The following is a 24,563-nucleotide window of genomic DNA, read 5'->3' as shown; positions in this document are numbered from 1 at the left end:
AAGTCAGGTTGGTTGTTTAAATCTCGATTAGTAGTACCGTCCAACATACTTGTTCTCGACAATCAGCTTCTTCATTTTTGCGGGATCGATGGGTCCTTGCTGCGAATAGACGATCTTCCCGCCTGGTTCCACAAGTATGGTATACGGTAAAGCGCCCTGCCACTTCGGATCTACCGCTTCGATAAGCTTGTATTTGTCTTCCACATTGAAAATATAGTTCTTATTAGAAGCAAACTTACCTTGCAGAAATTTCAGGGCTTTGTCCTTCTTGTCGGGATTGTCCGCACTGATCGAGATAAACTCAAAATCGCGCCGGCGGTACATATGGTGCATTACCATGAAATCTGGGAACTCCGTCACGCACGGACCACACCAGGTAGCCCATACATTAATGAGCCGCAGTTTGTCCGATTTGTTTTGTATTAACTCCTTCAAACCTGCCTCGTCGATGGTTTCCAAAGTAACCGGCTCCTTTGCCCAGGCAGTTTGTTCCTTCTTGACATTATCCTCTTTCGCCGCCCATTTCATGGAACAGCCAAAGGTTTTGGTTGCAGGCACCGGAACCGGCTTTCCTGCCAGCATTGCTTCTATTGCATTGCGTGCATCGATGTTCTTCGGCGTGCCGGTCGGCTTCTCGACATCGTCGATCCGGCCATGATATTGTAGTTTTCTTGCTTTATCAAAAATAAAAATATGCGGTGTAGCAACCGGGCCGTAGGCTAACGCGATCTTCTGATCATCGCCATCGTACAGATAGGGAAAATTGTAAGCCATATCCTTCGCCCGAAGTTTCATTTCGTCATAAGTGTCACTCATGTCGGTATAACCGAGCTCATCGAGCAAAATGGCTTTGGGATCATTCGACGAAATGGCGATCAATGCGACTTTTTTCGCTTTATAATCGGAGGTCAGTTTCTTGATGCGTTCCTCGTAGGCTTGTGCCGTTGGACAATGGTTGCAGGTAAATACGATCGCGAGAATATCCGCACCGGCAAAACTTTTCAACGAATATCGTTTGCCATCCACACCGAGCAGGTTAAAGTCGGGAGCCTGGGCGCCGATTTTCAGCGTTTCAGGCTGATCGGCCGCAAACGAACCGAACGCATTGGCAAACAATACAATAGCGAATAGCAGTTTATGAAATGCGCGCATAGTCCTGATTTTTGGTTGAGTTATGAATTTAAACCAAAAGCGGGCACATTGCAATAAAATACTGATTAAGTACCATCGAATTTTGCTCATTAAAAAGGTAGGAAAAGGAGGAATGGAAGGAAACGGAGGACAGCAGGAGCTTGTCGCCCTTCGACTGCGCTCTGGGCGACAAGCTCCTGCTGTCCTCCTTCCTCCCTATTTATCCCACCAAATGCGTGTCGTGAACAAATCGGGTCCTTGCTTGCTTACTGCGGCGCTGTATGCTTCGCGGTTCAGGCTGGCTTCTGATTCCGGGTATCTTAGTCTTCTTGGAATCGTACCGCCCGTTTCATTACCAGCGTAATTAGTTGGTGTAAGTTCGGGGAATCCAGTGCGGCGCCAGTTGGCATATACTTCAATGTTATTCATAAACTGCGACGCCCAAAACTGAGTGTGGATTTGCTTCATACCCGCTTCAAATGTCGTCGCAGTGTAGGGGTTTGCCGTCAGATATGCCTGGATTTGCGCCGGCGTGACGGTTACGTTTCCCGGGTACAACGTCTGGGATTCCATCGAAGCCTTCACCGCGTTGTCATAATAGGTCTTCACATCCCCCGAAGTCCATTTGCGCAATGCGGCCTCAGCCAGCAGCAGCGACACTTCCGAGTAGCTCTGGAAGATCGTCGGGGCGGCCAGCGCGGCGATGGTGTTGATATTGATCTCCGAATATTCTGCCTGCATATTATCGGTCCAGTTCGGGATCAGGTCCTTGATCGTCGTGTAGTCGTATCCGCCCGGAAGGCCCTTCTGAACGTCGGGTGCGCTCGTTTGCGGTAGCTTAGCAGCATCGGCATTTCCTTGCCACAATGTAGAATAGAATGGCAGTCGCGGGTCTTTGGTAGTTTTGAGGTAATCGATAAAGGTTTTGTTCAATTTGGAATAACCCTTACCCTGCGCCGACGGCGGAACCCCTTCCCCACCCTGCAAAAGATAGCTGTTCACATTCCAGTTATTGGCCGAACCACCGGTATGATTGAGCTTGGCGATGTCGGCATTGCTTTGCATTACACCGCCTGCGATCGCCTTTTTGGCCCAGGTTTCTGCCATAGCCACATCTACCTTCGTCAAACGCATACCAAGCCGGAGCATGAGCGAATAGGCAAACTTCTTCCATTGCGCCGGGGCGCCACCGTAAAGGAAGTCGGAGCCACCGAACGAAGCCTTTGACGCATCTAAGGCCTGCGCGCTCGATTCCAGGTCGGCAAGCATAGCGGCATATATCTGGTCCTGCGTATCGTAGCCCGGCTTGTAAACCGATTCGATGTAACCCAAACCGGCCTGCTCGTAAGGAATGTCACCGTACATGTCGGTCACGCGGTGGAGGATGAACACGCGCCAGATTCGCGCAATATGATACATATTGCTTTTGTCGGGCTGGTCTTTCAGGAGTGAAATGATCTGAGCGGTTTCTTTAAGCTCGCTGCTGTACGCGGTTTCAAAAAGGCCTTTATTGTAGTCCTGCTTATACAAATATTTGTCGCCGGTCCATTGCCAGGCATTAAGCGAAGCGAAGTATTGGACAAAGCAGCCGGACAGTTTATCATTGGCATACAACGTGTTATTATCACCGTCGCCCGCCGTTTTGATAATGCTGTTTGAAAAAAGGCTTCCTATTACCGGCTCCGTGTACGCATTCGGATTGGTGTTCATTTCCTCGAAACCATTGTCGCAGGCGGTCAGGCACAGGCTGCCCGCGAGCAGGGCCGTGAATGCTTTCAGACTGATATTTTTATAGATCATAAGTCAAGGTCAAAATTGGTCGGTCAAACATATTTTTACTAACTATCAGAACCTTACCATCAGGTTCAAACCAAAGCTGCGGGTCGGCGGCACACCGAAGTTCTCCAAACCCTGCGCATTCCCGTTGCTGTAATTCGATTCCGGATCGACATTCTTTACCTGGCTGTAAATCAGCAACAGGTTACGCGCCACAAACGACAGGCTGGCCGATTGAAAAGGCGTCTTCGCCACAATGCTTTGTGGCAGCGAATAGCCGAACGTCAACTGGCGGAGTTTGACAAAACCCGCATCGGATACAAACTGGTCGGTGAGGGAAAAAGCAATACCCTGGTAGTAATTTTGTGCGGGAATGTTTTTGGTAAACGGTGCCCCTTCCTGATCCACACCCGTCACTGTCACACCGGTTTCGCGGACGTTGTTCTCCACCGTTTGCTTGTGCAAACCATAATTGGTGGCGTAGGCATTGGTAGAGACATACATTTTGGAACCAAACTTTCCGTCCAGCAAAAAGCCCAGGGAGAAGGTTTTGTATCTGAAAGTATTCGTGAGACCGATGGTCAACGGAGGCACGCCTCGGCCCAATGAAGTGAATGCGCTTTGCAAAGGCAGGCCACTGTCGCGGTTGTACACTATATTGCCATTTTCGTCGGTTTTAGCACGGTAACCCGAGATCATCCCAAAAGGTTGGCCTTCAAAGTGGTACACAAAACCATTCTGTGTACGAGCGATAGCACCCGGCAATGCCAGACTGGTAAGCCCGTCCGCAATTTTGACCACCGTGTTTTTATTATACGCCATATTAAAACTCACATCCCAACCAAAACCATTGGCCGATTTCACCGGCGATCCTGTCAGCAAGAGCTCAATCCCGCGGTTCTGCACCTTACCCACATTGAGTGACACATTGGTATAACTCGTTGAAAAAGGAACCGTTGCGCGCACGATATCGTCGGTCGTTGTCCGATCGTAGAGCGTAATGTCCGCGCCCAATCTGTTTCCAAATAGTTTGGTTTCAATACCGAACTCAGTGGTCGTGGAAGTATAGGGTTTCAACTGCGCGTTGGGAATAGTACCTCCATTAATATTCATCAGCGGCTGGCCCAAATGCGACTGCGGAGGTGCGGCATAGGCCAACGATAGGCCGTAGGGATCGGGCGCGCCGCCACCCACTTTCGCCCACGAGGTACGCACTTTCCCGTAGTCCAGCCAGGAGGGTTTGGATTTGAAACCATCTGAAAATACATAACTTAAACCAACCGATGGATAAAACAGCGTGTTATTGTCCGCCGAAAGCGTCGAGAACCAGTCCTGACGGCCGGTAAGGGTCAGATACAGTAAATTGTTGAAACCGATGTCGGCCGAAGCAAAGAGAGAATTGATGCCGAACTCGCGTGCCGTTTCGGTGTAGACCTGGCTGCTACCATTGGTAATGAAGTAGTTAAAAGGCACATTCAACCGGCCACTCGTTGCACTTACGCCGTTCGCATTGTTGTACATTTTATTCCCACCCGCAATCGCGTTCAATGAAAACCGGCCAAATTCTTTGTTAAAGCCCAAAATGGCCTCTGCATTGGTTTCGTAGGTCGTAATGCGGCGGGTCGACATTTCGCCCTGCGTGTTGTAAGCCGTGCCGGTAGGTGTAATGTCCACACCATTGATCGAAAACTGGTCGATCCCCAGCCTCCCACGCACGTACAGATAATCGGTAAAGTTGTAACGCGTGCTGAAAGAGCCGATTACGCGTCGTTTGTTATCCTCGTTTTTCACCTTGTTGACGGCAAAATAAGGGTTCATGACAAACACATAATCGTTCCAAAGATTCTCGTAGCCACGCTCGTCATAGCCGGGCGACAAGGTCCGGATGTCGAGATTGGTAGCCGCCACCTGCACCGATGCATTTGGGTTTTTGGTAAAATCGGCGACAAACGTCCTGTTTTTGACATCCTCGATGTTGTACTGCACGTTACCCTCGAAAACGATCTTCTTGGCCAATGTTGTCGAAGCGCTTAGATTGAACGTTTTGCGGTTCACCGCAGAGTTGGGCACGACGCCCTTGTTATCCATATTGGAAGCCGAGAAGCGAAAATTGGTCGTTTCATTCCCGCCATTGATCGCCAGCGTGTTGCTGAACGTGCTTCCCGTATTGTAAAAGTTTTTAATGTTGTTTTTCTGCGCAACATAGGGACGCTCCGCGCCGTCGGGCTGCATCACCATCGAGCCGTCGAGCTTCGCGCCCCAGGACGTGCGACCATAGGAAATGGCCTCGGCCTGCGAAGTAGGCGCTATACCTCTCGCACCCGCGCCGTACTCGTATTGCCAATCGGAAAAAGTCAGCGGACGTTCGAAAGTAAAGTTGGAATTGAACTCAACGCCCAGTCCCTTCTGCCCCTTGCCCGATTTGGTCGTGATCAAAATCACCCCGTTCGAAGCGCGCGAGCCGTAAAGGGCCGCTGCCGTGCCGCCTTTGAGCACCGAAATACTTTCGATATCATCAGGATTGATACTCAGCAATCCATCGCCATTATCGGTTCCGCCCCAGGTACCGGGCGAGCCCTGGTTTGCATTATTAATGGGAATACCATTGACTACATACAACGGCTGGTTATCGCCGCTGAGCGAACCGTTCCCACGAATGATTACCCGGCTCGAACCGGCGGCGCCATTGGCTGTGCTTGTTGCATTCACACCCGCGATCTTTCCCGACAATGCATTCCCCAGGTTAGCCTCCCGCGCCTGGGTGAACTCACTTCCTTTCACCTCTGTCACCGCGTAGGTCAGTGCCTTTTTATCTTTCGCAATCCCCAATGCGGTCACCACCACCTCGTTTAGCGACTTAGCCTCGGGTGCCATTTTCACAGTAATTTCGCTCTGGCTCCCCGCCCGAACTTCCTGCGCAATGTAGCCTACGAAGCTGAAAATCAGCACCGCGTCATCGTTTTGGACGTCCAATGCAAACTTACCGTCGGCATTGGTGGTGGTACCGGTCTGCGTACCTTTTACGAGAATGCTCACGCCGGGCAATGGGTCGCCCTTTTCGTCGGACACCGAGCCGGTAAACTTGCGGAGCAACGGTTTCACCTCAGGCTCGCGCACGGGTTCCGCAACTTTCCGGTGCAACAGGATGTGCGAATCCACCACCTCGTAGCCTACGCTCAGGGGTGTCAGCAGTTCGTCGAGCACCTTGGACAACCGGCTGTTGACCGCATTCACTGACACCCGTTGCCGCGCATTGATGCTGTTGCCGCTGTAAATGAATTTAATGCTGGTTTGCTTTTCCAGGCGCGCGAGGACATTCTTGACCTCCGCCGACTGCATCGTAAGCGACACCTCCTGCCGAAGGATTTCCTGCGCCCGCGTTTCCGCCGCGAAGGACAGCCCGCAGAAAAACGCCGAACAAAGCAGCTGTACCACAGTTATTTGCATAGCACGAATCAATAACCGTTTGACGGATATAGTTTTTTGCATAATTTTAAAATGTTTTTGATTTGTAAGAGACTCAGGAACAAATGCATCCGGTCCGGGATTGGCGTTTCGGTCGGATGTTTTAAAGGCCAGTAATGCTCGTAACATTATTGGCTTTTTTTGTGGGTCAGGGTTTTGGCATAGGCAAGAGGGCTTGGGGTTAGGAAAGGTCAATGCGGTCAGGTGTGATCAAAATAGTTGGTTATAGTCGGGTGTAGTCCGTGTTGTTCTGAATTAGGATCATTTCGGGCAGCCTTCGCCATTCATGAAGACGGTTGTTCCACGCAGCTCGTAACTGGCATTCACCGACTTACAAATGAATCGCAATTGTGTGTACAGCGGCAAGTCGGTAATATCTCCGGTAAAAGTACAGTTGTTCAATGCGGGGTTTTCAACTACAATCTCAACATCGTAAGCCTTTTGCAATGCATTAAGGACAGTTTGTAACGGCGATTCCTCAAAGGCAAGCTCGCGTTTCAGCGACAGCTGCTCGACCATTATTGGCGCGGCCACCAGCTCGGGAACCAGCCTTTTGGCATCCTTATCGAATGTAATCTTCTGATTAGGCCGCAGGATCACCCCATTTCGCTTTTCGGGTGATTTTTCCTGGTTTTCATATACCGAAACCTTTCCGCTTAGCACCTGTACCTCGATCGTCCGCGCATTTCCAAACGACGTCACTTTGAAGCTCGTCCCGAGCACCTGCGTCACCAGTTCGCCCGAGTACACAAAAAACGGTCGTGAAGTGTCGCGTTTGATATTAAACACCGCCTCCCCTTCCAATTCCACCTGCCGGTTTTTGGGGTCGAAATGGCGGGGATAGCGCAATGTACTCTCTTTGGCAAGAATGATTTCTGATCCGTCCTCCAACGTCAGCGTATACGCATTGCCAAGTGTGTTTTTAAAAACCAGATAATCACCGGAATGCGCCAACGGCTTGCTTGCTGGTTTCAGCTGATTAACCGAATGCTCCTTGGAACGGTCAAAAATGCCGGGACGCAGCATATACAAACCGAGCGTCAGCAATACGGCCGCTGCAATGCCCACCGCTATTCTTATGACCGGGTTAAACATTCGCACAGGTAATACATTCTGCCGGATTTGCTTCCATATCCTCTGCTCCGTGATCTTCTGATCCGTACCTGTGAGCGGCTCCGGCGCAAGCGCATGCACCCGTTCCGACCATTCGAGCACCTGCTGCTCCTCGTCGGGGCTGCACGTTCCAGCCAGGTATTTTTGCAATAATATGTCGAACTCGTGTTGATTCATTATCGATGTGGTTTCCAGGCTAATGATCTGAATTATAAACCCTGAGCTGATCTTTCAGGACTTTGAGCGATTGTGTAATGTGGTATTCCACCCCTTTCTCGGACAAGCTGAGCCGCTCTGCAATGTCCTTCACCGACTGGTTCTCAAACCGGCTGAGCCTGAACACCTCGCAAGTCTTTTCGGGCAGTTTTTTCATTACCTCATCCACCGCCCGCGACAGGTCCTCGAAACGGACGATTTCCTCCGTGCCATAGGATTGACGTATCTCATTCAGGATCAAATACTCCTGATATTTTCGTTGGGTAATGCAGGATTTGATGTAATTGGTGATGCGGTGTTTCATGGAAACCACCAGGTAGGCTTTCAGGTGGCGAATGAAAGAATCCTCGCGCTTGTGCCAGAGGTTTTCAAACACATCCTGCACCAGCTCCTCAGCCTCCTCTCTTGTGCCGGTTTCCTGAAACGCGATACCGAACAACCGGTACCAATATCTGGCATAGATCTCCTCGAAGGCACGGGCATTGCCTTCTTGGAGCATTTCTACCAGTTGTTCGTCGGCAAAGCGTTGGTACATAGGTTTAGGAATAACGTTGCGCATAGATAGGCAAACAACTCCCAAAAATCCCTAGTCCGATCTGTAAAAAATTTTGAAATAATTTTCAATGGTAGAATTTTCTTTTGTGATTTGACTATTTGAAGAAAGATTCAATGCAGCATAGTTTCGCTTTACAGAAATCGTCTATCAAGGTATCAATCAGTAGGGCAAGATTTTTTTAACCACGACAAAAACCTGCTGACACAGGGTTGTCACAGTGACCGTTTAGCTTTGTATCAACCTTAAACCAAAACCTTCAACAAACATGGCCACAGCAACTTCACTCAGAGGATTCGCGACCGTAAATTTTTATGCAGCCGACCTGGATGCTGCGAAGAAATGGTACTCCGAAGTGTTTGAAATCCAGCCCTATTTCGAAAAACCGGGCTATATCGAGTTCCGTGTAGGCGACTTTGAGCATGAAATGGGCATTATCGATGCTAAATGGGCGCCTCCGGGTACCATGGACACGCCGGCGGGAGGTACCCCAGGGGGAGCGATTATTTACTGGCATATCGACGACGTCGAAGGTGCTTACCAAAGATTGCTCGACCTTGGTGCCACCAGTTATCAGCCTGTAATTACACGCGGCGAGGGTTTTGTGACCGCTTCGGTGGTGGATCCGTTTGGCAACATTTTGGGTGTGATGTACAACCAACATTATCTGTCGATCGCAAATGGAAACTAAAAACGGCATCGAGGCCATCGAAGCGCCCAGCGACAAAGAATGGCGCGCATGGCTGGCGAGGAACGGCGCAAAGAAGGACGCCGTTTTTCTCATCATTTATCATAAGGACAGCCCCACACCCAGCATCGGCTACAAAGAATCCATTGAGCATGCATTGTGCTATGGCTGGATCGACAGCAAAGCGATGAAGCGCGACGAGGAAAGTTTTTACCTCACATTCACGAAACGCAATCCCAAAAGCAAATGGAGCACCGTGAACAAGGAACGCGCCGCGCGTATGATCGCCGCCGGACTGATGCGATCCGAAGGCCAGGCAATGATCGACCTCGCGAAGGAAACCGGTGCCTGGGATGCTTTGGAAGAGGCCGGTAATGCTGTAATTCCCGACGATTTGCAGGAAGCATTCGATGCCAATCCGGCTGCGTTCGAGTATTTCGTCAAGTTCGCACCATCATCGAAACGGCTTATCCTGGAATGGATTTTGAATGCGAAAAGACCGGAAACACGTCAGAAACGCATTACCCAGTCGGTGGAAATGGCCGCGCGGAACGAACGCGCCAACCATCCGCGCTGAATGGAATTCCGAATGCTGACGCACACATTGGAATCATGGCAAAATCAGCATATCATTTCAAACCCGTCGACCGCAAAACCTGGCCCGACCTCGAAAAACTTTTCGAGGAAAAAGGCGGGCCCAAATACTGCTGGTGCATGGCTTGGCGCGAGCTCGAAACCGCCAACCGCAACGATAGCAAAGCCAAGAAAAATGCATTAAAAGGTCAGGTCGACCACAAAATCCCCATCGGCCTAGTGGGCTACCACGACGGCGAACCAGTGGCCTGGTGCTCCGTAGGCCCACGCGACAGCTTCCGCGACCTCCGCGGCGACGCCGACCTCAAAGAAGTATGGTCGATCACCTGCTTCTTCATTCGCAAAGACCACCGCAAGCAGCGTCTCACCGAGCAAATGATCACCGAAGCCATCCGTTACGCCAAAAAACAAGGCGCCAAGCACGTCGAAGCCTACCCCGTCGACCCCGATTCCCCGAGTTACCGCTTCATGGGATTCAAACCTTTATTCGAAAAAATGGGCTTTGATTACCGCCACAAAGCGGGTTCCCGGCGCTATGTGATGGTTTCCAAACTCTGAAACTTCGTTCTTTTGCGGAAACTTTTCAGACCATAGTTACCTTTGCTAGCAAGAATGCCGGCATTCTTTTGACCAAGCAATCCATTTTACCATGCCTGAGCCACAACTCACCGGCCTGCAAAAGCGGGCATCGAAATACATCAACAAAGCCATTTCCTATCAAATGCGGCCTGGGGAGGTTATTGAGGGCTACTTCTTAGGATTTGATCCTAATTCCATTGATAGGGCGGTGATACAAATGTCCAACGCGGCTGATAAGACGACTTTGCCCTTGATGACGGTTTTGAATTATTTTGAGGGGGTCGAGGATGAGGAGGATTTGTGATTTGCCGCGTCTCCTACGCTTCGAATGTGGGCGCGCAACCACCGAAATTTCCGTACTAAAATTCTCGCCAAACTTTGGAAATCTACCAAAGCTAGATTTTGTAACTAATTTTCAGTTACACACAACACACTATGGGTTAAATTGAAAAGTTGATCGCCCGTTTTTTATGCAGGCCCAAAGACCTGATCTGGCAGGAGCTGGTTCTTTTCCTTCGGTTTTATGGCTATAAGGAGCTTCCGCCTGGAAAGACCGGCGGTTCCAGGATCAAGTTATGTGACCGGCAAAAGCGGATCATATCATGGCACAAACCCCACCCCACTCCTATTGTAAAACTCTACGTGATCGAACAGGTCATCACAACACTTAAAGAAAATGGACAAATCAAAAATGATTAATTCGCTATCCTACAACGGCTTCACCGCCAATATCCATTATAGTGCAGTACGCGTCCGCGCATCAAGAGTTGGGTGATGAAGTGTTTGGACTCAGGTAGTCCTCCTACTTCTTCCCCAAGGGCACCTGCGCCGTAGTCCTCAAATAGGCAATCAGCTCCGTAACCTCCTTCTCCGAAAGGTTATCCAACAGCCCCGTTGGCATCATCGATGACGGCGTTACTTCCCGGGTCTGAATGTCTGACTTATTGATCGCGACAGCATCTTGGCCTACAATACGCAAAGTCAGCTGCCGGTCGGTTTCTTTCGCGACGTTGCCTACATACGTTCGTCCATCCCGTGTGGTAATGACGACCATTTTGTAGTCGTCCTGGATTTCGCCGCTGGGGTCTAGGATGTTGCCGAGGAGGTAGTCGAGATTGGCGCGGTTCGAGCCGGTGAGTTCGGGGCCGATGATGCCGCCTTCGCCGTAAAGTTTGTGGCAGGGTGCGCAGGTGCGTTGGAATACGAGACGACCCTGGGCTTTGCTCGCGTCGGCAACCGCTTTGTCCGTGAGCAGGGTACGGTATTTTTTGTAAGCTTTTTCATCAAATGCGACGTGATCGATCGGGCCCCACACTTCCACGAATCCGCTACCGACCACGCGCCGGAGTTGACGGGCCACGTAGGTCGGGACGTCCTTTTTAGGGATCACGTTCTTCGAAATGGCTTGTGTGAGCAGCCAGCCTGATTTTGGGCGGGAGGCCAGCGTTTGCACGGCTTCGGATTTTTCCTGGGTGCTGAATTTCGGATAGGCTTCAATGAGCTGTTTCGCCAACGGTTCGCTATCGTAACCTGCCACGGCTCGGATAGCGTCGAGGCGTAACGCATTATCGCTCAGCAATGCGGAAAGTTCCGCGGCAAGTTCCGGGCGTTGGCGGGCGGAGAGGGATTGCAATGCCTTTTTACGCTCTTCCAATACGGCGGATTTGTTTTTTAAGGTCACTAATGCAGTTTTGGCGGATTCGGTGTCTCCGAAGTGACGACCGAGGTCTGTGGCGAGTTGGGCGGTAGGCTTGTCAGCTTGTTTTAATTTCGCATAGAGCGCATTCCAGCCTTCAGGTGTTTTAATATCCGTACGGCCTTCGAGTCCATCTCGCATGCCTCTGAGGAGATCGGTGCGGTTAGCGGTGAATTTGCCTACCGTCGCGACCAGCGTGTTGATCTGATCTGCATCGACCAACCTTCTGGCAATGAACTCGGTTACCATAGGAATTTTGCTGCCTGCCGCCAATTCCAACGCTTTGGCCGGGTTATCCTTCACCAATGGTTCGAGGCCGAACCAGATCATTTTAGGCAGGTTATGATCCTGAGCGTCGTCCGCGTGCGAGAGCAACCCTTTGGTGATTTGCCATTTGGCGGGTGCATCAAGACGTTGTAATGCAGAAGCCAGGTACAGCCGCACAACAGGTGAAGGATCGTTCACGGCCATTTGCCCAAACTGGCTAACAATATCCGCAGCAGGCTGCGCATCTTCGCAAAGAAATTGGATTGCCCAGGCGCGAACGTGTGCGTCCGTGTCAGATAACGCTTGTTTCAATGTCGCGGCGCTCAGGTTATTGGTCACTTTTAATGCCCACATCGCGCGGAGGCGGTTGTCGGCATTGCTTTTGGATTGATATAATGCATTTAAATTTTGAATGGCTTCCTGTGAGATCTTGCCACTCGCGGCCTGACTACGGTCAGTCGGACTGCCCGCAGCCCGACTTTGCAGAATTACACGGGCGCGGCGGGCATGCCATTCACTTTTGCTGGTTTGTAATGCGGCGAGTTCTACGTCGGTGAGTTTGTTGAGATCTTCATAGCGGCCTTTCCAATTTTCGGCGAGGGAGTTTTTGGGCATTACCCTGAAAATCCGGCCGGTTTCGGAGTTGAGGACGTCGGAGCCGCAAATGTCAGCGTCGTGCCAGTCGAGGATGTACATGCCGCCCTCCGGCCCTATTTCCATGCTGAAACCGACCCATTGGGCATTGTTGGCCATCAGGAAGTCGTCGCCGTGCTTACCGGAAAAGCCGGAGCCTTTCGGGATCAATTCGTCGGAAAGAATACCATGCTCATGAATGTTGGCCATGAAAATCTTACCGCGTTCAGAGGCCGGGAAAGCGTCAGAAAGATAGATTCGCGCGCCGCCGTGCGCTGACCGGTGGCTATGGTCGGCGATGGTTTTGATATCATTATACACGTACGGATTGAAATGCTGCCCGCCCTGGCGATGGTAAATGCCTCCCGGCACCACATGCCACAGATGCGGTATCACGCAAGCGGTAATAAAAAGCTGGCCTTTCGCATCATAATCAATACCCCAGGGATTGCTGAAACCGTGCGCGACTACTTCAAATTTTCGTTTTGTGGGATGGTAACGCCACACGCCGCCATTGATATCAACGCCGTCTTCCACTTCGATATTTTCGGGAAATGTATCATTGTGTTTGTAGAGCTTGCCTTTTCCCACCGGCTTGCCCACTTTGGAAGGCGTAGCAAAACCCTGCAATCCGTAAAGCCAGCCGTCCGGCCCCCAATGGAAGCTATTGAGCGTTTCGTGACGGTCGCGGATACCCCAGCCAGTGAGGAGTACTTCGATATCATCCACATCAGCCTTGTCATCGCCATTTTTATCAGGCACAAAAAGCAGGTTTGGAGGCGCCCCCACGAACACTCCGCCAAAGCCAACCGCCAATGCCGCAGGGAAAGCAACGCCTTCCATAAATACCTTTTTGTTATCGGCCACACCGTCGTGATTGGTGTCTTCCATGATCAGAATGCGGCTGGTACCTGCATTGGAAAAACCTTTTCCCCGGGATTCATAGTCCTTATTTTCGGCAATCCACATCCGGCCGCGGTCGTCCCAGCAGAATGCCATCGGCTGGGTCATCATCGGTTCAGAAGCGAATGCATTCACCTGGTAACCATCTTTGACCGTCATAGCTGCCACCGCTTCCTCCGCACTGAGGAACTTGGCCTCTCGACCTTCCTTCTGAGCCAGTGCCCAAAGCGCAGTAGTGTTGTACTGACCGGTGTTACCAATGAATTCGCCGAATGTTTTATTCAATTCGACATCCTTAAAATCACCTGTGTAAATCACCAATTCATGCTTGATAATCTCTGTTTCTCCCTTTTTGATATGCCAATCACCTTTGCGTGCCCGTGCAGGACCGGCGCCCAACTGCCCGTCCACACGCCAAATTTGCGGGTAGCCTTTGTTGGAAGGATGGTCCAGAATGGCAATGTGCGCGAGATCATTTCGCCCCTCGACCTGCATGCCAATATCCACCCACATCGCGGCTTGCCCTTCTGCCTTTTCGTTCTTCTGGCGGGCCGCATTGACCACTTCACCTTTAATACCCTCTTTCCACGGCATGCGCACAAAAAGGCCACCATAATCATATTTGCCGATGGTAACGTCTGTTTGTGCTTCGCCATTCCATTCTAAATCCAACAGGTATTTGTCGTCCTTCACCCGCATCGACCAGTTCTGCGTTTCGGTCAGCACGGCATTACCGGTTGAATCCAGCAGATTATACACCGTTTGCCATTTTACTTCGGCGCCTTTGGCCTCCACGACTTTGGCAGAAACTTTTTTCCAGTATCCATCACCTGGATGATGGAAATAGTCGCGGCCATTCACACGGGTGTAGCCCCAATAGATGCCGGTTTGGTGCTTATGATGGCCTGGGCTGTATTCAGTAAGAACGCCCTTGCCGTCCGGGGCGGAAATGGGATGCAGGTAGGGCCGGAAATCGGCCTTCGCATTTTGGGTCAGGATGGGCTTGGTTTCGTTGCCCCGGAAAATACTGATGGTTTCGCCCTTAGCGTCCTGCACTGCCCGTAATGCGGCGTCAGCTCCCAGCTCAGCCGAATACGCTGAAACGGGACGACTGGGGTCGTTATCAAATTGGAACAATACAAAAACAAACAGCAACGGTAGCAACCTGAGCAAGTTCATGGGCAGTATTCCTGGGTTTAGGATTAATTTCGGATATTGTATGATCATCCCATCACCCGGAAATAAGTAAAAAGAGGCCGATAATTACTCAAATTTTCAAGTATCTCCCGGTTTACTTCACTTGGATTTCAACATTAATACCTAACTTTAGGGTAACACTACCGCATCAACAGCCGTGCCATGACATCCCTTAAACTATTCATCCTCTTCATGATGATCACCATGATGCAGCATCACGGGATCATTTATCGCACAGGTTCGCGACGACCTGCAGGACCTACACGCAAATCGATGGAGGATTTTGCCAAACCCAAGCCAGCCCATATGCTTGGTACATGGCGGATCTCGGGCGTGAGCATCACTAATGACGGTGTCGTACAGCCTGATGGCCAGCCCGTACGGCAGTATGAGGCCGGTGACAAGCATAATATCCTGATTTCCTTTTTCCCCGACAGCACATTTACCAGGGTCGCGACTAATGGGGAATACACGACAGGCCAATGGGATTTCGATACCGCGGCACACACCGTTTTCCTCACCTCAAACCGCAGGACCGAGGAAGTGGGCGTTTTCTTCTCTTTTGCCGACAATGGTTTACGATTAATTAACTTCGAGTTTTCACCGAAGCAAAGTGTCTCACTAACCGAGTACGGCAGCAAGCTGTCGCGGTATCAGGATGATCCCTACTTTGCCGGGAATAATTGGTGGCGGGTTAAACCCTCTGCACCCGAAAACGAAGCACAGATCCGTGCCAGGCTGCTGAATTACCTCTCGCACATGGCTTACATTCTCAAAAGCGCGCAGATCCGTGAACAGGACTACATTTCGATGGAATTTTCACAAGGCATTGTGAAGCTTTACAATGTGGGGGTAGGCGTCGTCAAAAAAGACAAGATACCGGCCAACTGGTTAGGCTCCTTTTATTCCGCTAAGGAGGCGCATAAAGCTTATGATATGTTCGAGGACTACCTTTTTACCGGAAAACATAAAAGGTACGAAAGCGGCAACTGGGTCAGGGATGACCATAACATTCTGGTTGATATTCAAAACGGCATGAAACAAAAATAGCGGCGCCGCAGCGCCGCTGGCTCGAAGCTCAGGCTTCGTGCAAACGATTCGCAGGCCTCCGGCCGGCTAGTACGTACGAAGATCGCTTCTCGGTATTGACCGGCCGGAGGCCTGCGAATAAGTGGTGCGAAGCGGGAGCTTCGTACGATCACAACGGTAGCTTCGTACGATCACAAAATATAGAACGTTTCGGGCTGGAAGACCTGCGGCACGTGCTGGTCCTTCATCATTTGTTTTAAATCGCGCTCGATATTTCGCGAGATCGACAGCACAGGCGTGTCGGTAGGTTTGTTTTCAAATGGATCCTGCAGATGGATTGCCATCTTTTCAATCAGGAAGAAACATGCGGTGATCACTACGAGCACAGGCACCATCAGGAACCCGAATAGTTGTACCAAACCAAATGGGAGCAACAGGATGAAGAAGTGTAACGCCAGATGAATATACAGGCTGTAAGTCGCCGGGAATACCGTGTTCTTGATCCGCTCCGACTTACCCATGTGATCGCATAAGCGCGTCAATGTCTGATCGAGCTCCACCTGCTGGTAAGGATTTACCCAACCTTGTTTCAAGGCATTGTTCAGATCACGGGCGTGCAACTGGATGATACCCACGTGCTTGTTGTCGTAATCCTTCAAATATTCCACTTCATCTTCGGAAACGAATTTGCTGATCATTGGCATCGGATCGTCTTTGCGCAAGCCTTTACCCAAGGCATAACACCAGGCGATCTGGCGTTTGATCATCCGTTTTTTAAAGCCGTCGATACGCTCGGGTTCCAACGGGTCTTCTACTAAGGAAAGGATCTGCCGCGCGAATGTCCGCGAATCATTTACGATGGCGCCCCAGATAATGCGGGCCTCCCACCAACGGTCGTAGGCCTGGTTAGAACGGAATGCCAGAAGCAGCGAAATGATGGTACCAAGCACGCTATGTACCGTCATGGGGATCGAAATGTTGGTGATATGAAAGTTCTGATAGATCACCTCGATCGCGATACCGTAAATGGTCACGAACAGAATTTCGTATTTGATTTTACCGAAAATATATCCGATAGGGATGTTCTTTTTGAGAAGCATAATTCAACGGTCTTTACCTTTTTCACAATGTCGTTTATAAATTCAGCCGCTCAGCGATAGCTGGCGACGTCAGCTAGCGACGACACCCGGATCATATCCGCGTTGATCATCGTAATGCCCGTCTTTTTCAGCACAGGCAATGCATCCAGACTACTTTTAGTCAGTTTTGGAATACCGTACTGCTCGGAATACACAATAAAATCGGTTTCATAGTATTCCAGAAAATTTTTCAGCAACGCCAGTTTATTGCCGTAGAAGAAGTCGATCTTGATACTGGCCAGTTGATCGGGGTAAGTGTCTTTCAACATTCTGCATTCATGCCAGAACTCTTCCGGAACAAGCTCATATTCCTTTTCACGGTATGTCGAGAAAAGCAAATCCTGAATATCGTCGGCGACGTGGAAGAGGTGGGTAAACACCACCCGCACTTCGTCCTGAATGTCACGTACAATGGCCTCGGCAATCTGGACACCCTCATTTGTGAAGTCCGTAGGTATCACTACTGTTCTCATATAATGTTGTCTTTTAAGTTAACAAAACATTGATATTCAATTGGTAATGCAATGTTACGGCGCAGACATTAGCCCTGATTAAGAGCCACATTATAATACAGTGAGAGATTTATTAGAATAAAATGAGAATATTAAAATGGGATGAGAATATCAGAAATACTTGAATGGCAGGTAGGTTATGAACCTTGTTCCTTCTTCCACACGGCTATGTACCTCAACTTTCCCCTGGTGCATCCGGATGATATTGTGCGTGAGCGGCAAGCCGATTCCGTAGCCTTTGTATCTGGATGTGTTGGAAGCCCTGAAAAAAGGCACAAAGATCTGCCCGATTTCGCGATCGGGAATACCAATACCCTGGTCGGTGATCTCCACAATCACGTATTTGTCGTCCGCGGTGATCTTGATGCGCACGGGCTGGTTGTCTGAATATTTGCAACTGTTGAGAACAATATTGGAAAATGCCGCTTTCAGTAAGGCAAGGTTTCCGAACACGGTGAGCTTGCATTCGTCTTCGGGCAGGTGATTGAAATCGATCGTCACCTTGTTGTCGGGAATAATGCGGTCGGCTGCCTCTTTTACGGAAAGAATCAGCTCATCGATGCGCACCTCCTCCCAGTTTTCCTTCTTTCCATCAAAACCCGTCTGCGCGAGGCTAAGCATACTGGTGGTCAGGTGTTCGAGCTTCTCAACCTCTTTATAAATATTAAAAAAAGACTCTTTCGCACCCTCAGGTAATCCCGGCATCGCCATGCCGAGCTCTGCTTCACCGCTCACGACCGTCAGCGGCGTCCTGAATTCGTGGGATGCATTGCTCACAAAGTTGTTCTGCATTTCGAAAGTAACTTCCAGCCTGTCGAGCATGTCGTTGAAGGTCTGTGAAAGCGCTTCCACGTCATCGTCCGTGGGATCTACCACCAGCCGCTGGTGCAGATTGTGCGCATTAATCCCTTTTACATTCCTGATAATGCGGCGGATCGGCTTGAAAATTTCGCTGGAAAACAGCTTCCCGAGCGTAAACACAAAAATCATGGCGATAAGGAACCCGATGGTCAGCAGGTTTTTCAGGTTGGCCATTTCCTGCATCCCATAAGAATCCAGCGCCGACGACACGACCAGGATCTTCTGGTTATTGCGGGCAATCCGTAACACCACATAAGATGTATCGTGATTGAAAAAACGCGCGGGAATATCGCCTTGCGGCTTTTCAAAAAACGATGAGGGCAGGGATAGCCGCTTCCTTGTCGCTTCGTCCTGTGGGTCGGGCAGGATGCGGTGTTTTTCATAAGGAAGGCTGCCAAGATGCCGCTCCTTGATGTCGTAGTAAATGGAGCTCAGCGATTTGTTTTGCTGCAAAGCGGCATGGCCGACAATGTCGGAGCGGACTTCAAGCCGGTGGAAAAAGCTTGCGGAGATACTTTCGGAGGCAAAAAAGTACACAAATATGCTCAATGCCAGGATGATTCCCGCCGAAAGTGCCGTGAATATCAGCGCTATCTTACTTTGTATCTTCATACGACTGACGGACCACATAACCCATACCGAAAACAGTGTGTATCAGCTTGATATCGTAGTTTTTATCGATTTTCTTACGGAGATAGTTAATGTAAACATCCACCACATTTGTACCAAGATTAAAATTAATATCCCACACATTTTCAAGGATTTCCATCCTGTTTAAAACGCGATTGGTGTTCGATAGAAGATATTCCAACAGGCGGAATTCCGTCGCCGTGAGCTCAATAGGCTGCCCGCCGCGTTTGACGGTCTTCGTTACTTTATCGAGTACAAGGTCTCCTAAGATCAGAACTTTATCATTTTTTTCCTTTTCCGGCTCTTTACCCCTTCGGACCAGCGTCCGCAGCCTCGCTTCGAGCTCCGCAAGCTTGAAAGGTTTGGTCATATAATCGTCCGCACCGGCATCGAGGCCGGACACGATATTCTCAGTCGTTCCCAGTGCCGTGAGCATCAATATCGGCGTTGTTATCTGCGCGGTGCGGGCACGACGGCATACCTCCATCCCGTTCATGACCGGGATCATGAGATCGAGAATAATGACGTCGAATTGATGTTGCAAGACCATTTGCAGACCCGACTGGCCATCCATGGCGATCGTTATTTCATGGCCATTGGCGGCGAGACTGCGCTGGATGAGGGATAATACGTTTGGCTCATCTTCGATGAGCAAAATCTTCATAGGGAGCTTAGAAAACGGCATTGCAATCTTATTTTGATCCTGTAAGGTATGAAAAAACCGGCTGGCAATGTATTTTTCCAACATTTACGTTGGTTAGGCCATTCCAAATCGCAGGTAATCCTTCTAAATTGTAAATAATTTAACCCGCAACGTCCCAAAGCTTTGAATACACTTTTACCACGGACCCAGAACTACCTCAAAATCTGCATGCAACGTCTCTCCGTGTCCGTAGCATTGCTTCTCTTGGCCGCTTTCAGTGTGTATGCCGCCGAGTTTAAAGTAATCCTCACCGGCAACACCGCCGAATTTGAAAACGCGGCGGATATTTTTCCAATTATTGAAAATTACCTTACTACGAAACCAGGTCCGCTGCTGTGGGTATTTAATGGTGACTCATTTCCCGAACAGATGACCATTGAACAGGTCACCGAATGGAAGAAAAAGGCAAATGAACTGCTCGAACGCAATCCCGAGCTGCATATCATCATGAACCAGGGCGACCGCGATTGGCTCGACTCCGGCAAAGATGGCTGGAAACGGGTACTCGCTTTGGAAAAAGCCCTGGATCAGGAAAAACATGCCCGATTCCAGCTATTTTTTGGCCACGGCTGCCCCGGGCCGTGGACGGTGTCGTTTCCTACGCTGGAAGTGGTAGTCATCAATTCGCAATGGTGGAACCATCCATATGAAAAGCCAAAACCATCGTCCGACATCTGCACTATTGCTGATACCGATAATTTTATAGAAGAACTGGAAGGGATTCTTGACGAAACCTCCGACAAAAATGTTTTACTCCTTTCTCATTTTCCGATTGAATCGCTGGGAAATTTCGGCGGCCGCTTTTCGGCCGTTTCCTACCTGGCCCCACCACTGGTAGGTAGCGCGATCGTCGGTTTCCGGCAAAATATCGGCACAAGCCATGACATTTCGAATGTCAATCTGGGATTGTTTCGCTACAAACTAAGTGGGGTTTTGCAGGACTACGGTTCCATGATCCTCGCTTCCGGCCATGAAAACAACCAATCCATCGTGCGCAAGGACAATAACTATTTCATCAACAGCGGCAGCATTGCAGATGGCAGATATGTGGCGCGGAGCAAAAAGGCTACGTTAACGTCATCCTCGGCTGGTTTAGTTGAAATTATTTATTCGGATAATGGAGAAATCCGCTACCAGCAATGGAATATTGAAGGAAACCAACTGGTAAAAAAAGAAAATGGCCAGCTTTTCGCATCGGCTTGCCAAACCAATGCGGGAAGCCTTATGAATACGCTTTTTCAGCCCTGCAACCCGGTGATCAAACCCTCCGAAAAAATGGAAGCGCCGCATCCCGATCCGGCGACAGTCGCTGCTGGAAGCGAATACGGCAGCCGGCGCTTTAAGGAAAAATGGTTTGGAAAACATTACCGCGATTCCTGGACGCAGCCTGTAAAAGTGCCCTACCTCGATATGGACACGACATTCGGTGGCCTGGTAATCGGAGGAAAGGGCGGTGGCCGCCAAACAACCTCACTCAAACTCATCGCGGGAAATGGAAAGGAATACGTTTTCCGGTCGGTTGACAAAGATCCTTTCCGCGCGCTTGCCTACGAGCTACGCGGAACGGTCGTTTCCCAGGTCCTCAAAGACCAGACCTCGACTCAGCAACCCTACGGAGCCATGGCCGTAGCGCCGCTGCTCGATAAAATCGGTATACTGCACGCCACGCCGGAGCTTTACGTTTTGCCCAAAGACAAAAAGCTCGGATCGTTCGAGACGAAATATGGCAATCTCTTCGGCATGCTCGAAGAACGGCCTACCGACAAACTGGAAAAACCGAAAATCTTCGCCGGGGCCAAAGACATTGAAAAAAGCTTCAAACTCTTCAATAAGCTTTACCACGACCACGATAACCGGGTTGATAAATATGAATTTGCCCGCGCCCGGATGTTTGACCTCTGGATCGGTGATTGGAGCAAGCATGAAGACAATTGGAAGTGGGCGGGCTACAAAACTGCCGACGGCGAGCTCTACCGCCCTATCCCACGAGACCGTGACCATGCCTTCTCACGTTGGGACGGCATTATCCCATGGCTCGCCGACCGTGAATGGGGTGTCCCTAACGGCGAAAACTTCGGCGAGCGTATTCAAGGCCTCCGCAGCCTCATGTGGCAAGCCCGCCACCTCGACCGTTTCGTAGGCAGTGAGCTGACTAAAGCCGACTGGGTCAGAGCTGCCAAAGAAATCCAGGACGCCATCAGCGAAAAGGACATTACCGCCGCCGTGCATAACATGCCCGAAGAAATTTACAGCAAGGATGGCCAGGTGATTGAAAGGAAATTGAAAATCCGCATCGGCGACCTGCGACAATATGCAGCAGAATATTATGCGCTGTTGGCAAAGGAAGTGGATGTGGTAGGTTCGAACAAAGCAGAATATTTCAAAATAACCCGCGAACCTAATGGACAAGTCCGCGTGGGTGTGTACGCTGTTTCCAAACAGAACCGCCTACCCGATTCCTCAAAAATATACTATCAGCGCACTTTCGACCCCGCCGAAACCAGAGAGATCAGACTAAATGGCCTGGGGGGCGACGATGTATTTGATGTTGAGGGAAAAGCGGACCGTTCCATCCTTGTGCGCATTATCAGCGGTGACGGAAACGATCATGTTTCGGATCAATCCGAGGTAGCAAAAGGTGGCAAACAAACGCTGGTCTATGAAAAAGACCGGAATCCGGATCACCAACTCGGCACGGAGGCCAGGGAAATAAAACCTGCGGACGGGCGCTTCTATGAATACGACCGCAATGCATTCAAATACAATACTTACCTGCCGATCGCATTGCTTACCTACAACCCTTTCGTCGGCTTTGCTGTTCATGGAGGCGTTACGTTCACACGCCAGCGCTTCGGCAAGCCCGATTTTGCGTCCAAGCATTCGCTCAGTGCGTCGGTAAGTGTGAAAGGAAATTATGATTTCACTTATGCCAACCAATTCAGGTACTTGGCAGGCAAATGGGATGGAATCTCACAAATAACCGTCTCAAGGCCACTTAACTATAACTTCTTTTTCGGCGTTGGAAACGACACGCCCAAAAACGATGATCTGGATTCCGATTATTATCGCACGCAGTACAATTCGTTTTTAGTATCTGCCGGATTGCTGCGCCAATTCTGGAAACAAAGCAAAATCGAAGTTACGGCCAGCTACGAGCTCGATGAAGGTATCAGAAGAAACAGCAGTTACCTGGCCGACCATCCCGATGTTTTCGGCGTCGAGCAGTTGCATCTCATTTTTGCAAAAGGTATCCTCAATCTCGATTTCCGTGACCGAACCGCATTGCCGGAGCGTGGGTTCCGCATTCAGCTTACGCAGCAGGCAGGCCATGTCTCGCAATCCAAAAACGACCTTGCTTCCATTTCAGAACTGGAACTGGAACAATATCTTTCAACCCACAACAAAAACCCGCTCACCCTGGGACTGCGACTGGGCGGCGGTATCGCCAAAGGAAAATTGCCATTTTACAAACTCTTTTCCCTCGGCCAGCTCAATGATTTGCGCGGTTTCAAGCGCAACCGCTTTACCGGTGAATCGAAAGGCTTTCTGAACACCGAACTGAGGTGGCAGCTTACCGAAACCCAAAACACATTCATCCCACTCAAAATGGGTGTGCGGGCATTTTATGATGTAGGAAGAGTTTGGGCTAAAAACGATCCGGACAATGCCGACTACTGGCACCAGGGCTACGGCGGCGGGTTTTACATCACGCCTTTCCGTGAACAATTCGCATTCAACATCAGCGCAGGAACATCCAGGGAAGAGTCGCTGCTTCTCATGATCTCCATAGGCAGCTTTTTCAAATAATGATAGACGATAGCGCGAACCTCCCGGTTCGCGCCTTATTCGCAGGCCTCCGGCCGGTGCCCTTCGCACGCAGCTATTAAGATCGTTTACGCTTCCGATTCTGCATGTACTCCTGCACTGCTTCCCGCGTAGTATACCAAACATTCCCTTCCTTGTAGGCATCGATCTTCCCCTGGCGCGCCAGAAGGCTCATGTACTCCTGCCCATAAGGCACTTCCGGCTCTTCCGCAATCCGCACAATCGGCTCATATTCGTAGCCATATCCTGGCAATGCATTCAAATAAATATTCAAGCTCCGCTCCAAAGCCTGCGCCATCAGGACACCCAGTTTATTATAAGAACCGCTATTAGCCTGATTCAAAGCCTCATAGTATTTCTTCCGGTCGTTTTTAAGAATGATAGCCGGTGGAAAACCAGCTCGCATCAGCAGTAAATTCATCGCCAAACGCACCGTCCTGCCATTACCATCAAAAAACGGGTGTATCCAAACCAACTTATGATGGAACACCGTAGCCAACAAAATATCATTCAATCCCAAAGGATTGTCATTGGTAAAAGCAATCAGCTCATCCAGCAAATCGGGCACCTTCCGTGCATTCGGCGGTGTGAAATTCGCACCCACAATGCGGACGCCCGCATCACGTATCCGCCCGGCGAAATCATCCTCGATAGAACGCAGCACCAGCCCATGCAGCGACAACAAATCGATGCTCCGCATCACATATTCCGGACTCACCAGCCGATAAAGATATTGAATGGCTTTCTCGTGATTATGCGCCTCAAAATGCTCCCGCAGCGACTTCCCTTTAATAGTAATCCCCTCCTGCAACACAAGCTGCGTTTCACGCAAATTCAGCGTATTCCCCTCAATGCCATTACTGTTATAGGTCCATTCCAAAGCAAGCCCATCCCTGATTTTCGCCAAAGCGGAAGCAGGAATGGGGCGGCTAGCTTTAATCTGTTCACGTTTTTCATACAGCCTGTCAAAAACAGACCGCAGATAATCCATGTCGGTGAGATCAATGTCAAACATTCACAAATATCGGCTTATTTGATTTTTAATCCTATCCG

General features: G+C 50.1%; 18 protein-coding genes. 7 read left to right on the top strand and 11 right to left on the bottom strand.

The genetic code is table 11. The features are described from left to right. Positions 1–27: 27 nt before the first annotated feature. The 5 genes from LZD49_RS01130 to LZD49_RS01110 form a co-directional block, all read right to left on the bottom strand. Positions 28–1,152, bottom strand: coding sequence for a redoxin domain-containing protein (locus LZD49_RS01130; protein WP_234665468.1), 1,125 nt, complete (start codon positions 1,150–1,152; stop codon positions 28–30). Between the two features lie 195 nt (positions 1,153–1,347). Further along, positions 1,348–2,931 carry a SusD/RagB family nutrient-binding outer membrane lipoprotein gene (locus LZD49_RS01125; protein ID WP_234665467.1) on the bottom strand — a complete coding sequence of 528 codons (1,584 nt, stop codon included), beginning with the start codon at positions 2,929–2,931 and terminating at the stop codon, positions 1,348–1,350. A gap of 45 nt (positions 2,932–2,976) precedes the next feature. Next, on the bottom strand, positions 2,977–6,396 hold the full coding sequence (locus LZD49_RS01120; protein ID WP_234665466.1) for a SusC/RagA family TonB-linked outer membrane protein: 3,420 nt from the start codon (positions 6,394–6,396) through the stop codon (positions 2,977–2,979). Between the two features lie 237 nt (positions 6,397–6,633). Next, entirely contained in the window at positions 6,634–7,662 is a 1,029-nt protein-coding gene (locus tag LZD49_RS01115; RefSeq protein ID WP_234665465.1) for a FecR family protein, read from the bottom strand. A 19-nt stretch (positions 7,663–7,681) separates the two neighbouring features. Next, positions 7,682–8,236, bottom strand: a complete 555-nt coding sequence (locus LZD49_RS01110) for an RNA polymerase sigma-70 factor (RefSeq protein WP_234665464.1) — start codon at positions 8,234–8,236, stop codon at positions 7,682–7,684. Between the two features lie 286 nt (positions 8,237–8,522). On the opposite strand from LZD49_RS01110, the gene LZD49_RS01105 reads away from it, so the two are divergent. The 5 genes from LZD49_RS01105 to LZD49_RS01085 all read left to right on the top strand — a co-directional run bounded on the left by LZD49_RS01105 (position 8,523) and on the right by LZD49_RS01085 (position 10,814). Next, positions 8,523–8,945, top strand: a complete 423-nt coding sequence (locus tag LZD49_RS01105; RefSeq protein ID WP_234665463.1) for a VOC family protein — start codon at positions 8,523–8,525, stop codon at positions 8,943–8,945. Further along, positions 8,935–9,519, top strand: coding sequence for a YdeI family protein (locus LZD49_RS01100; RefSeq protein ID WP_234665462.1), 585 nt, complete (start codon positions 8,935–8,937; stop codon positions 9,517–9,519). The genes LZD49_RS01105 and LZD49_RS01100 overlap by 11 nt, the downstream gene beginning before the upstream one ends. 35 nt (positions 9,520–9,554) lie before the next feature. Next, positions 9,555–10,094, top strand: a complete 540-nt coding sequence (locus LZD49_RS01095) for a GNAT family N-acetyltransferase (RefSeq protein WP_234665461.1) — start codon at positions 9,555–9,557, stop codon at positions 10,092–10,094. Positions 10,095–10,185: 91 nt separating this feature from the next. After that, positions 10,186–10,419: a hypothetical protein gene (locus tag LZD49_RS01090; protein ID WP_234665460.1), complete on the top strand. Its 234-nt coding sequence runs from the start codon at positions 10,186–10,188 to the stop codon at positions 10,417–10,419. 149 nt (positions 10,420–10,568) lie between these two features. Continuing rightward, positions 10,569–10,814, top strand: a complete 246-nt coding sequence (locus LZD49_RS01085; RefSeq protein WP_234665459.1) for a type II toxin-antitoxin system HicA family toxin — start codon at positions 10,569–10,571, stop codon at positions 10,812–10,814. A 103-nt stretch (positions 10,815–10,917) separates the two neighbouring features. Here LZD49_RS01085 and LZD49_RS01080 read toward each other — a convergent pair whose 3' ends face one another. Continuing rightward, a complete protein-coding gene (locus tag LZD49_RS01080) occupies positions 10,918–14,793 on the bottom strand; it encodes a PVC-type heme-binding CxxCH protein (RefSeq protein ID WP_234665458.1) in 3,876 nt (1,291 codons plus the stop codon). A 180-nt stretch (positions 14,794–14,973) separates the two neighbouring features. On the opposite strand from LZD49_RS01080, the gene LZD49_RS01075 reads away from it, so the two are divergent. Beyond that, the gene (locus tag LZD49_RS01075) at positions 14,974–15,861 is read left to right on the top strand and encodes a hypothetical protein (RefSeq protein WP_234665457.1); all 888 of its coding nucleotides are present in this window, start codon (positions 14,974–14,976) and stop codon (positions 15,859–15,861) included. A 170-nt stretch (positions 15,862–16,031) separates the two neighbouring features. Here the strand turns inward: LZD49_RS01075 and LZD49_RS01070 are convergent, their stop codons facing one another. The 4 genes from LZD49_RS01070 to LZD49_RS01055 all read right to left on the bottom strand — a co-directional run bounded on the left by LZD49_RS01070 (position 16,032) and on the right by LZD49_RS01055 (position 19,667). Continuing rightward, entirely contained in the window at positions 16,032–16,940 is a 909-nt protein-coding gene (locus LZD49_RS01070) for a bestrophin family protein (protein WP_234665456.1), read from the bottom strand. A gap of 50 nt (positions 16,941–16,990) precedes the next feature. After that, positions 16,991–17,452, bottom strand: a complete 462-nt coding sequence (locus LZD49_RS01065) for a hypothetical protein (RefSeq protein WP_234665455.1) — start codon at positions 17,450–17,452, stop codon at positions 16,991–16,993. Positions 17,453–17,602: 150 nt separating this feature from the next. Further along, complete coding sequence (locus LZD49_RS01060; RefSeq protein ID WP_234665454.1) at positions 17,603–18,964, bottom strand: HAMP domain-containing sensor histidine kinase; 1,362 nt, start codon at positions 18,962–18,964, stop codon at positions 17,603–17,605. Next, entirely contained in the window at positions 18,948–19,667 is a 720-nt protein-coding gene (locus LZD49_RS01055) for a response regulator transcription factor (RefSeq protein WP_409021289.1), read from the bottom strand. The genes LZD49_RS01060 and LZD49_RS01055 overlap by 17 nt, the downstream gene beginning before the upstream one ends. A 186-nt stretch (positions 19,668–19,853) precedes the next feature. Between LZD49_RS01055 and LZD49_RS01050 the strand changes: the two genes are divergently transcribed. Beyond that, a complete protein-coding gene (locus LZD49_RS01050; RefSeq protein WP_234665453.1) occupies positions 19,854–23,492 on the top strand; it encodes a BamA/TamA family outer membrane protein in 3,639 nt (1,212 codons plus the stop codon). Positions 23,493–23,568: 76 nt separating this feature from the next. Here the strand turns inward: LZD49_RS01050 and LZD49_RS01045 are convergent, their stop codons facing one another. Further along, the gene (locus LZD49_RS01045) at positions 23,569–24,525 is read right to left on the bottom strand and encodes a Fic family protein (protein WP_234665452.1); all 957 of its coding nucleotides are present in this window, start codon (positions 24,523–24,525) and stop codon (positions 23,569–23,571) included. Positions 24,526–24,563: the final 38 nt, after the last annotated feature.

Origin of the sequence: Dyadobacter sp. CY261, assembly GCF_021440085.1 — a bacterium.
Classification (GTDB): Bacteria; Bacteroidota; Bacteroidia; order Cytophagales; family Spirosomataceae; genus Dyadobacter.
The sequence above is the reverse complement of the archived record's forward strand: the minus strand, read 5'-3'. Positions and strand labels throughout refer to the sequence as shown.

Excerpts from the sequence above, each read along its gene's own strand:
- LZD49_RS01130 (WP_234665468.1), bottom strand. The coding sequence starts at position 1,152 with ATGCGCGCATTTCATAAACTGCTATTCGCTATTGTATTGTTTGCCAAT.
- LZD49_RS01125 (WP_234665467.1), bottom strand. The coding sequence starts at position 2,931 with ATGATCTATAAAAATATCAGTCTGAAAGCATTCACGGCCCTGCTCGCG.
- LZD49_RS01120 (WP_234665466.1), bottom strand. The coding sequence starts at position 6,396 with ATGCAAAAAACTATATCCGTCAAACGGTTATTGATTCGTGCTATGCAA.
- LZD49_RS01115 (WP_234665465.1), bottom strand. The coding sequence starts at position 7,662 with ATGAATCAACACGAGTTCGACATATTATTGCAAAAATACCTGGCTGGA.
- LZD49_RS01110 (WP_234665464.1), bottom strand. The coding sequence starts at position 8,236 with ATGTACCAACGCTTTGCCGACGAACAACTGGTAGAAATGCTCCAAGAA.
- LZD49_RS01105 (WP_234665463.1), top strand. The coding sequence starts at position 8,523 with ATGGCCACAGCAACTTCACTCAGAGGATTCGCGACCGTAAATTTTTAT.
- LZD49_RS01100 (WP_234665462.1), top strand. The coding sequence starts at position 8,935 with ATGGAAACTAAAAACGGCATCGAGGCCATCGAAGCGCCCAGCGACAAA.
- LZD49_RS01095 (WP_234665461.1), top strand. The coding sequence starts at position 9,555 with ATGGCAAAATCAGCATATCATTTCAAACCCGTCGACCGCAAAACCTGG.
- LZD49_RS01090 (WP_234665460.1), top strand. The coding sequence starts at position 10,186 with ATGCCTGAGCCACAACTCACCGGCCTGCAAAAGCGGGCATCGAAATAC.
- LZD49_RS01080 (WP_234665458.1), bottom strand. The coding sequence starts at position 14,793 with ATGAACTTGCTCAGGTTGCTACCGTTGCTGTTTGTTTTTGTATTGTTC.
- LZD49_RS01075 (WP_234665457.1), top strand. The coding sequence starts at position 14,974 with ATGACATCCCTTAAACTATTCATCCTCTTCATGATGATCACCATGATG.
- LZD49_RS01070 (WP_234665456.1), bottom strand. The coding sequence starts at position 16,940 with ATGCTTCTCAAAAAGAACATCCCTATCGGATATATTTTCGGTAAAATC.
- LZD49_RS01065 (WP_234665455.1), bottom strand. The coding sequence starts at position 17,452 with ATGAGAACAGTAGTGATACCTACGGACTTCACAAATGAGGGTGTCCAG.
- LZD49_RS01060 (WP_234665454.1), bottom strand. The coding sequence starts at position 18,964 with ATGAAGATACAAAGTAAGATAGCGCTGATATTCACGGCACTTTCGGCG.
- LZD49_RS01055 (WP_409021289.1), bottom strand. The coding sequence starts at position 19,667 with ATGCCGTTTTCTAAGCTCCCTATGAAGATTTTGCTCATCGAAGATGAG.
- LZD49_RS01050 (WP_234665453.1), top strand. The coding sequence starts at position 19,854 with ATGCAACGTCTCTCCGTGTCCGTAGCATTGCTTCTCTTGGCCGCTTTC.
- LZD49_RS01045 (WP_234665452.1), bottom strand. The coding sequence starts at position 24,525 with ATGTTTGACATTGATCTCACCGACATGGATTATCTGCGGTCTGTTTTT.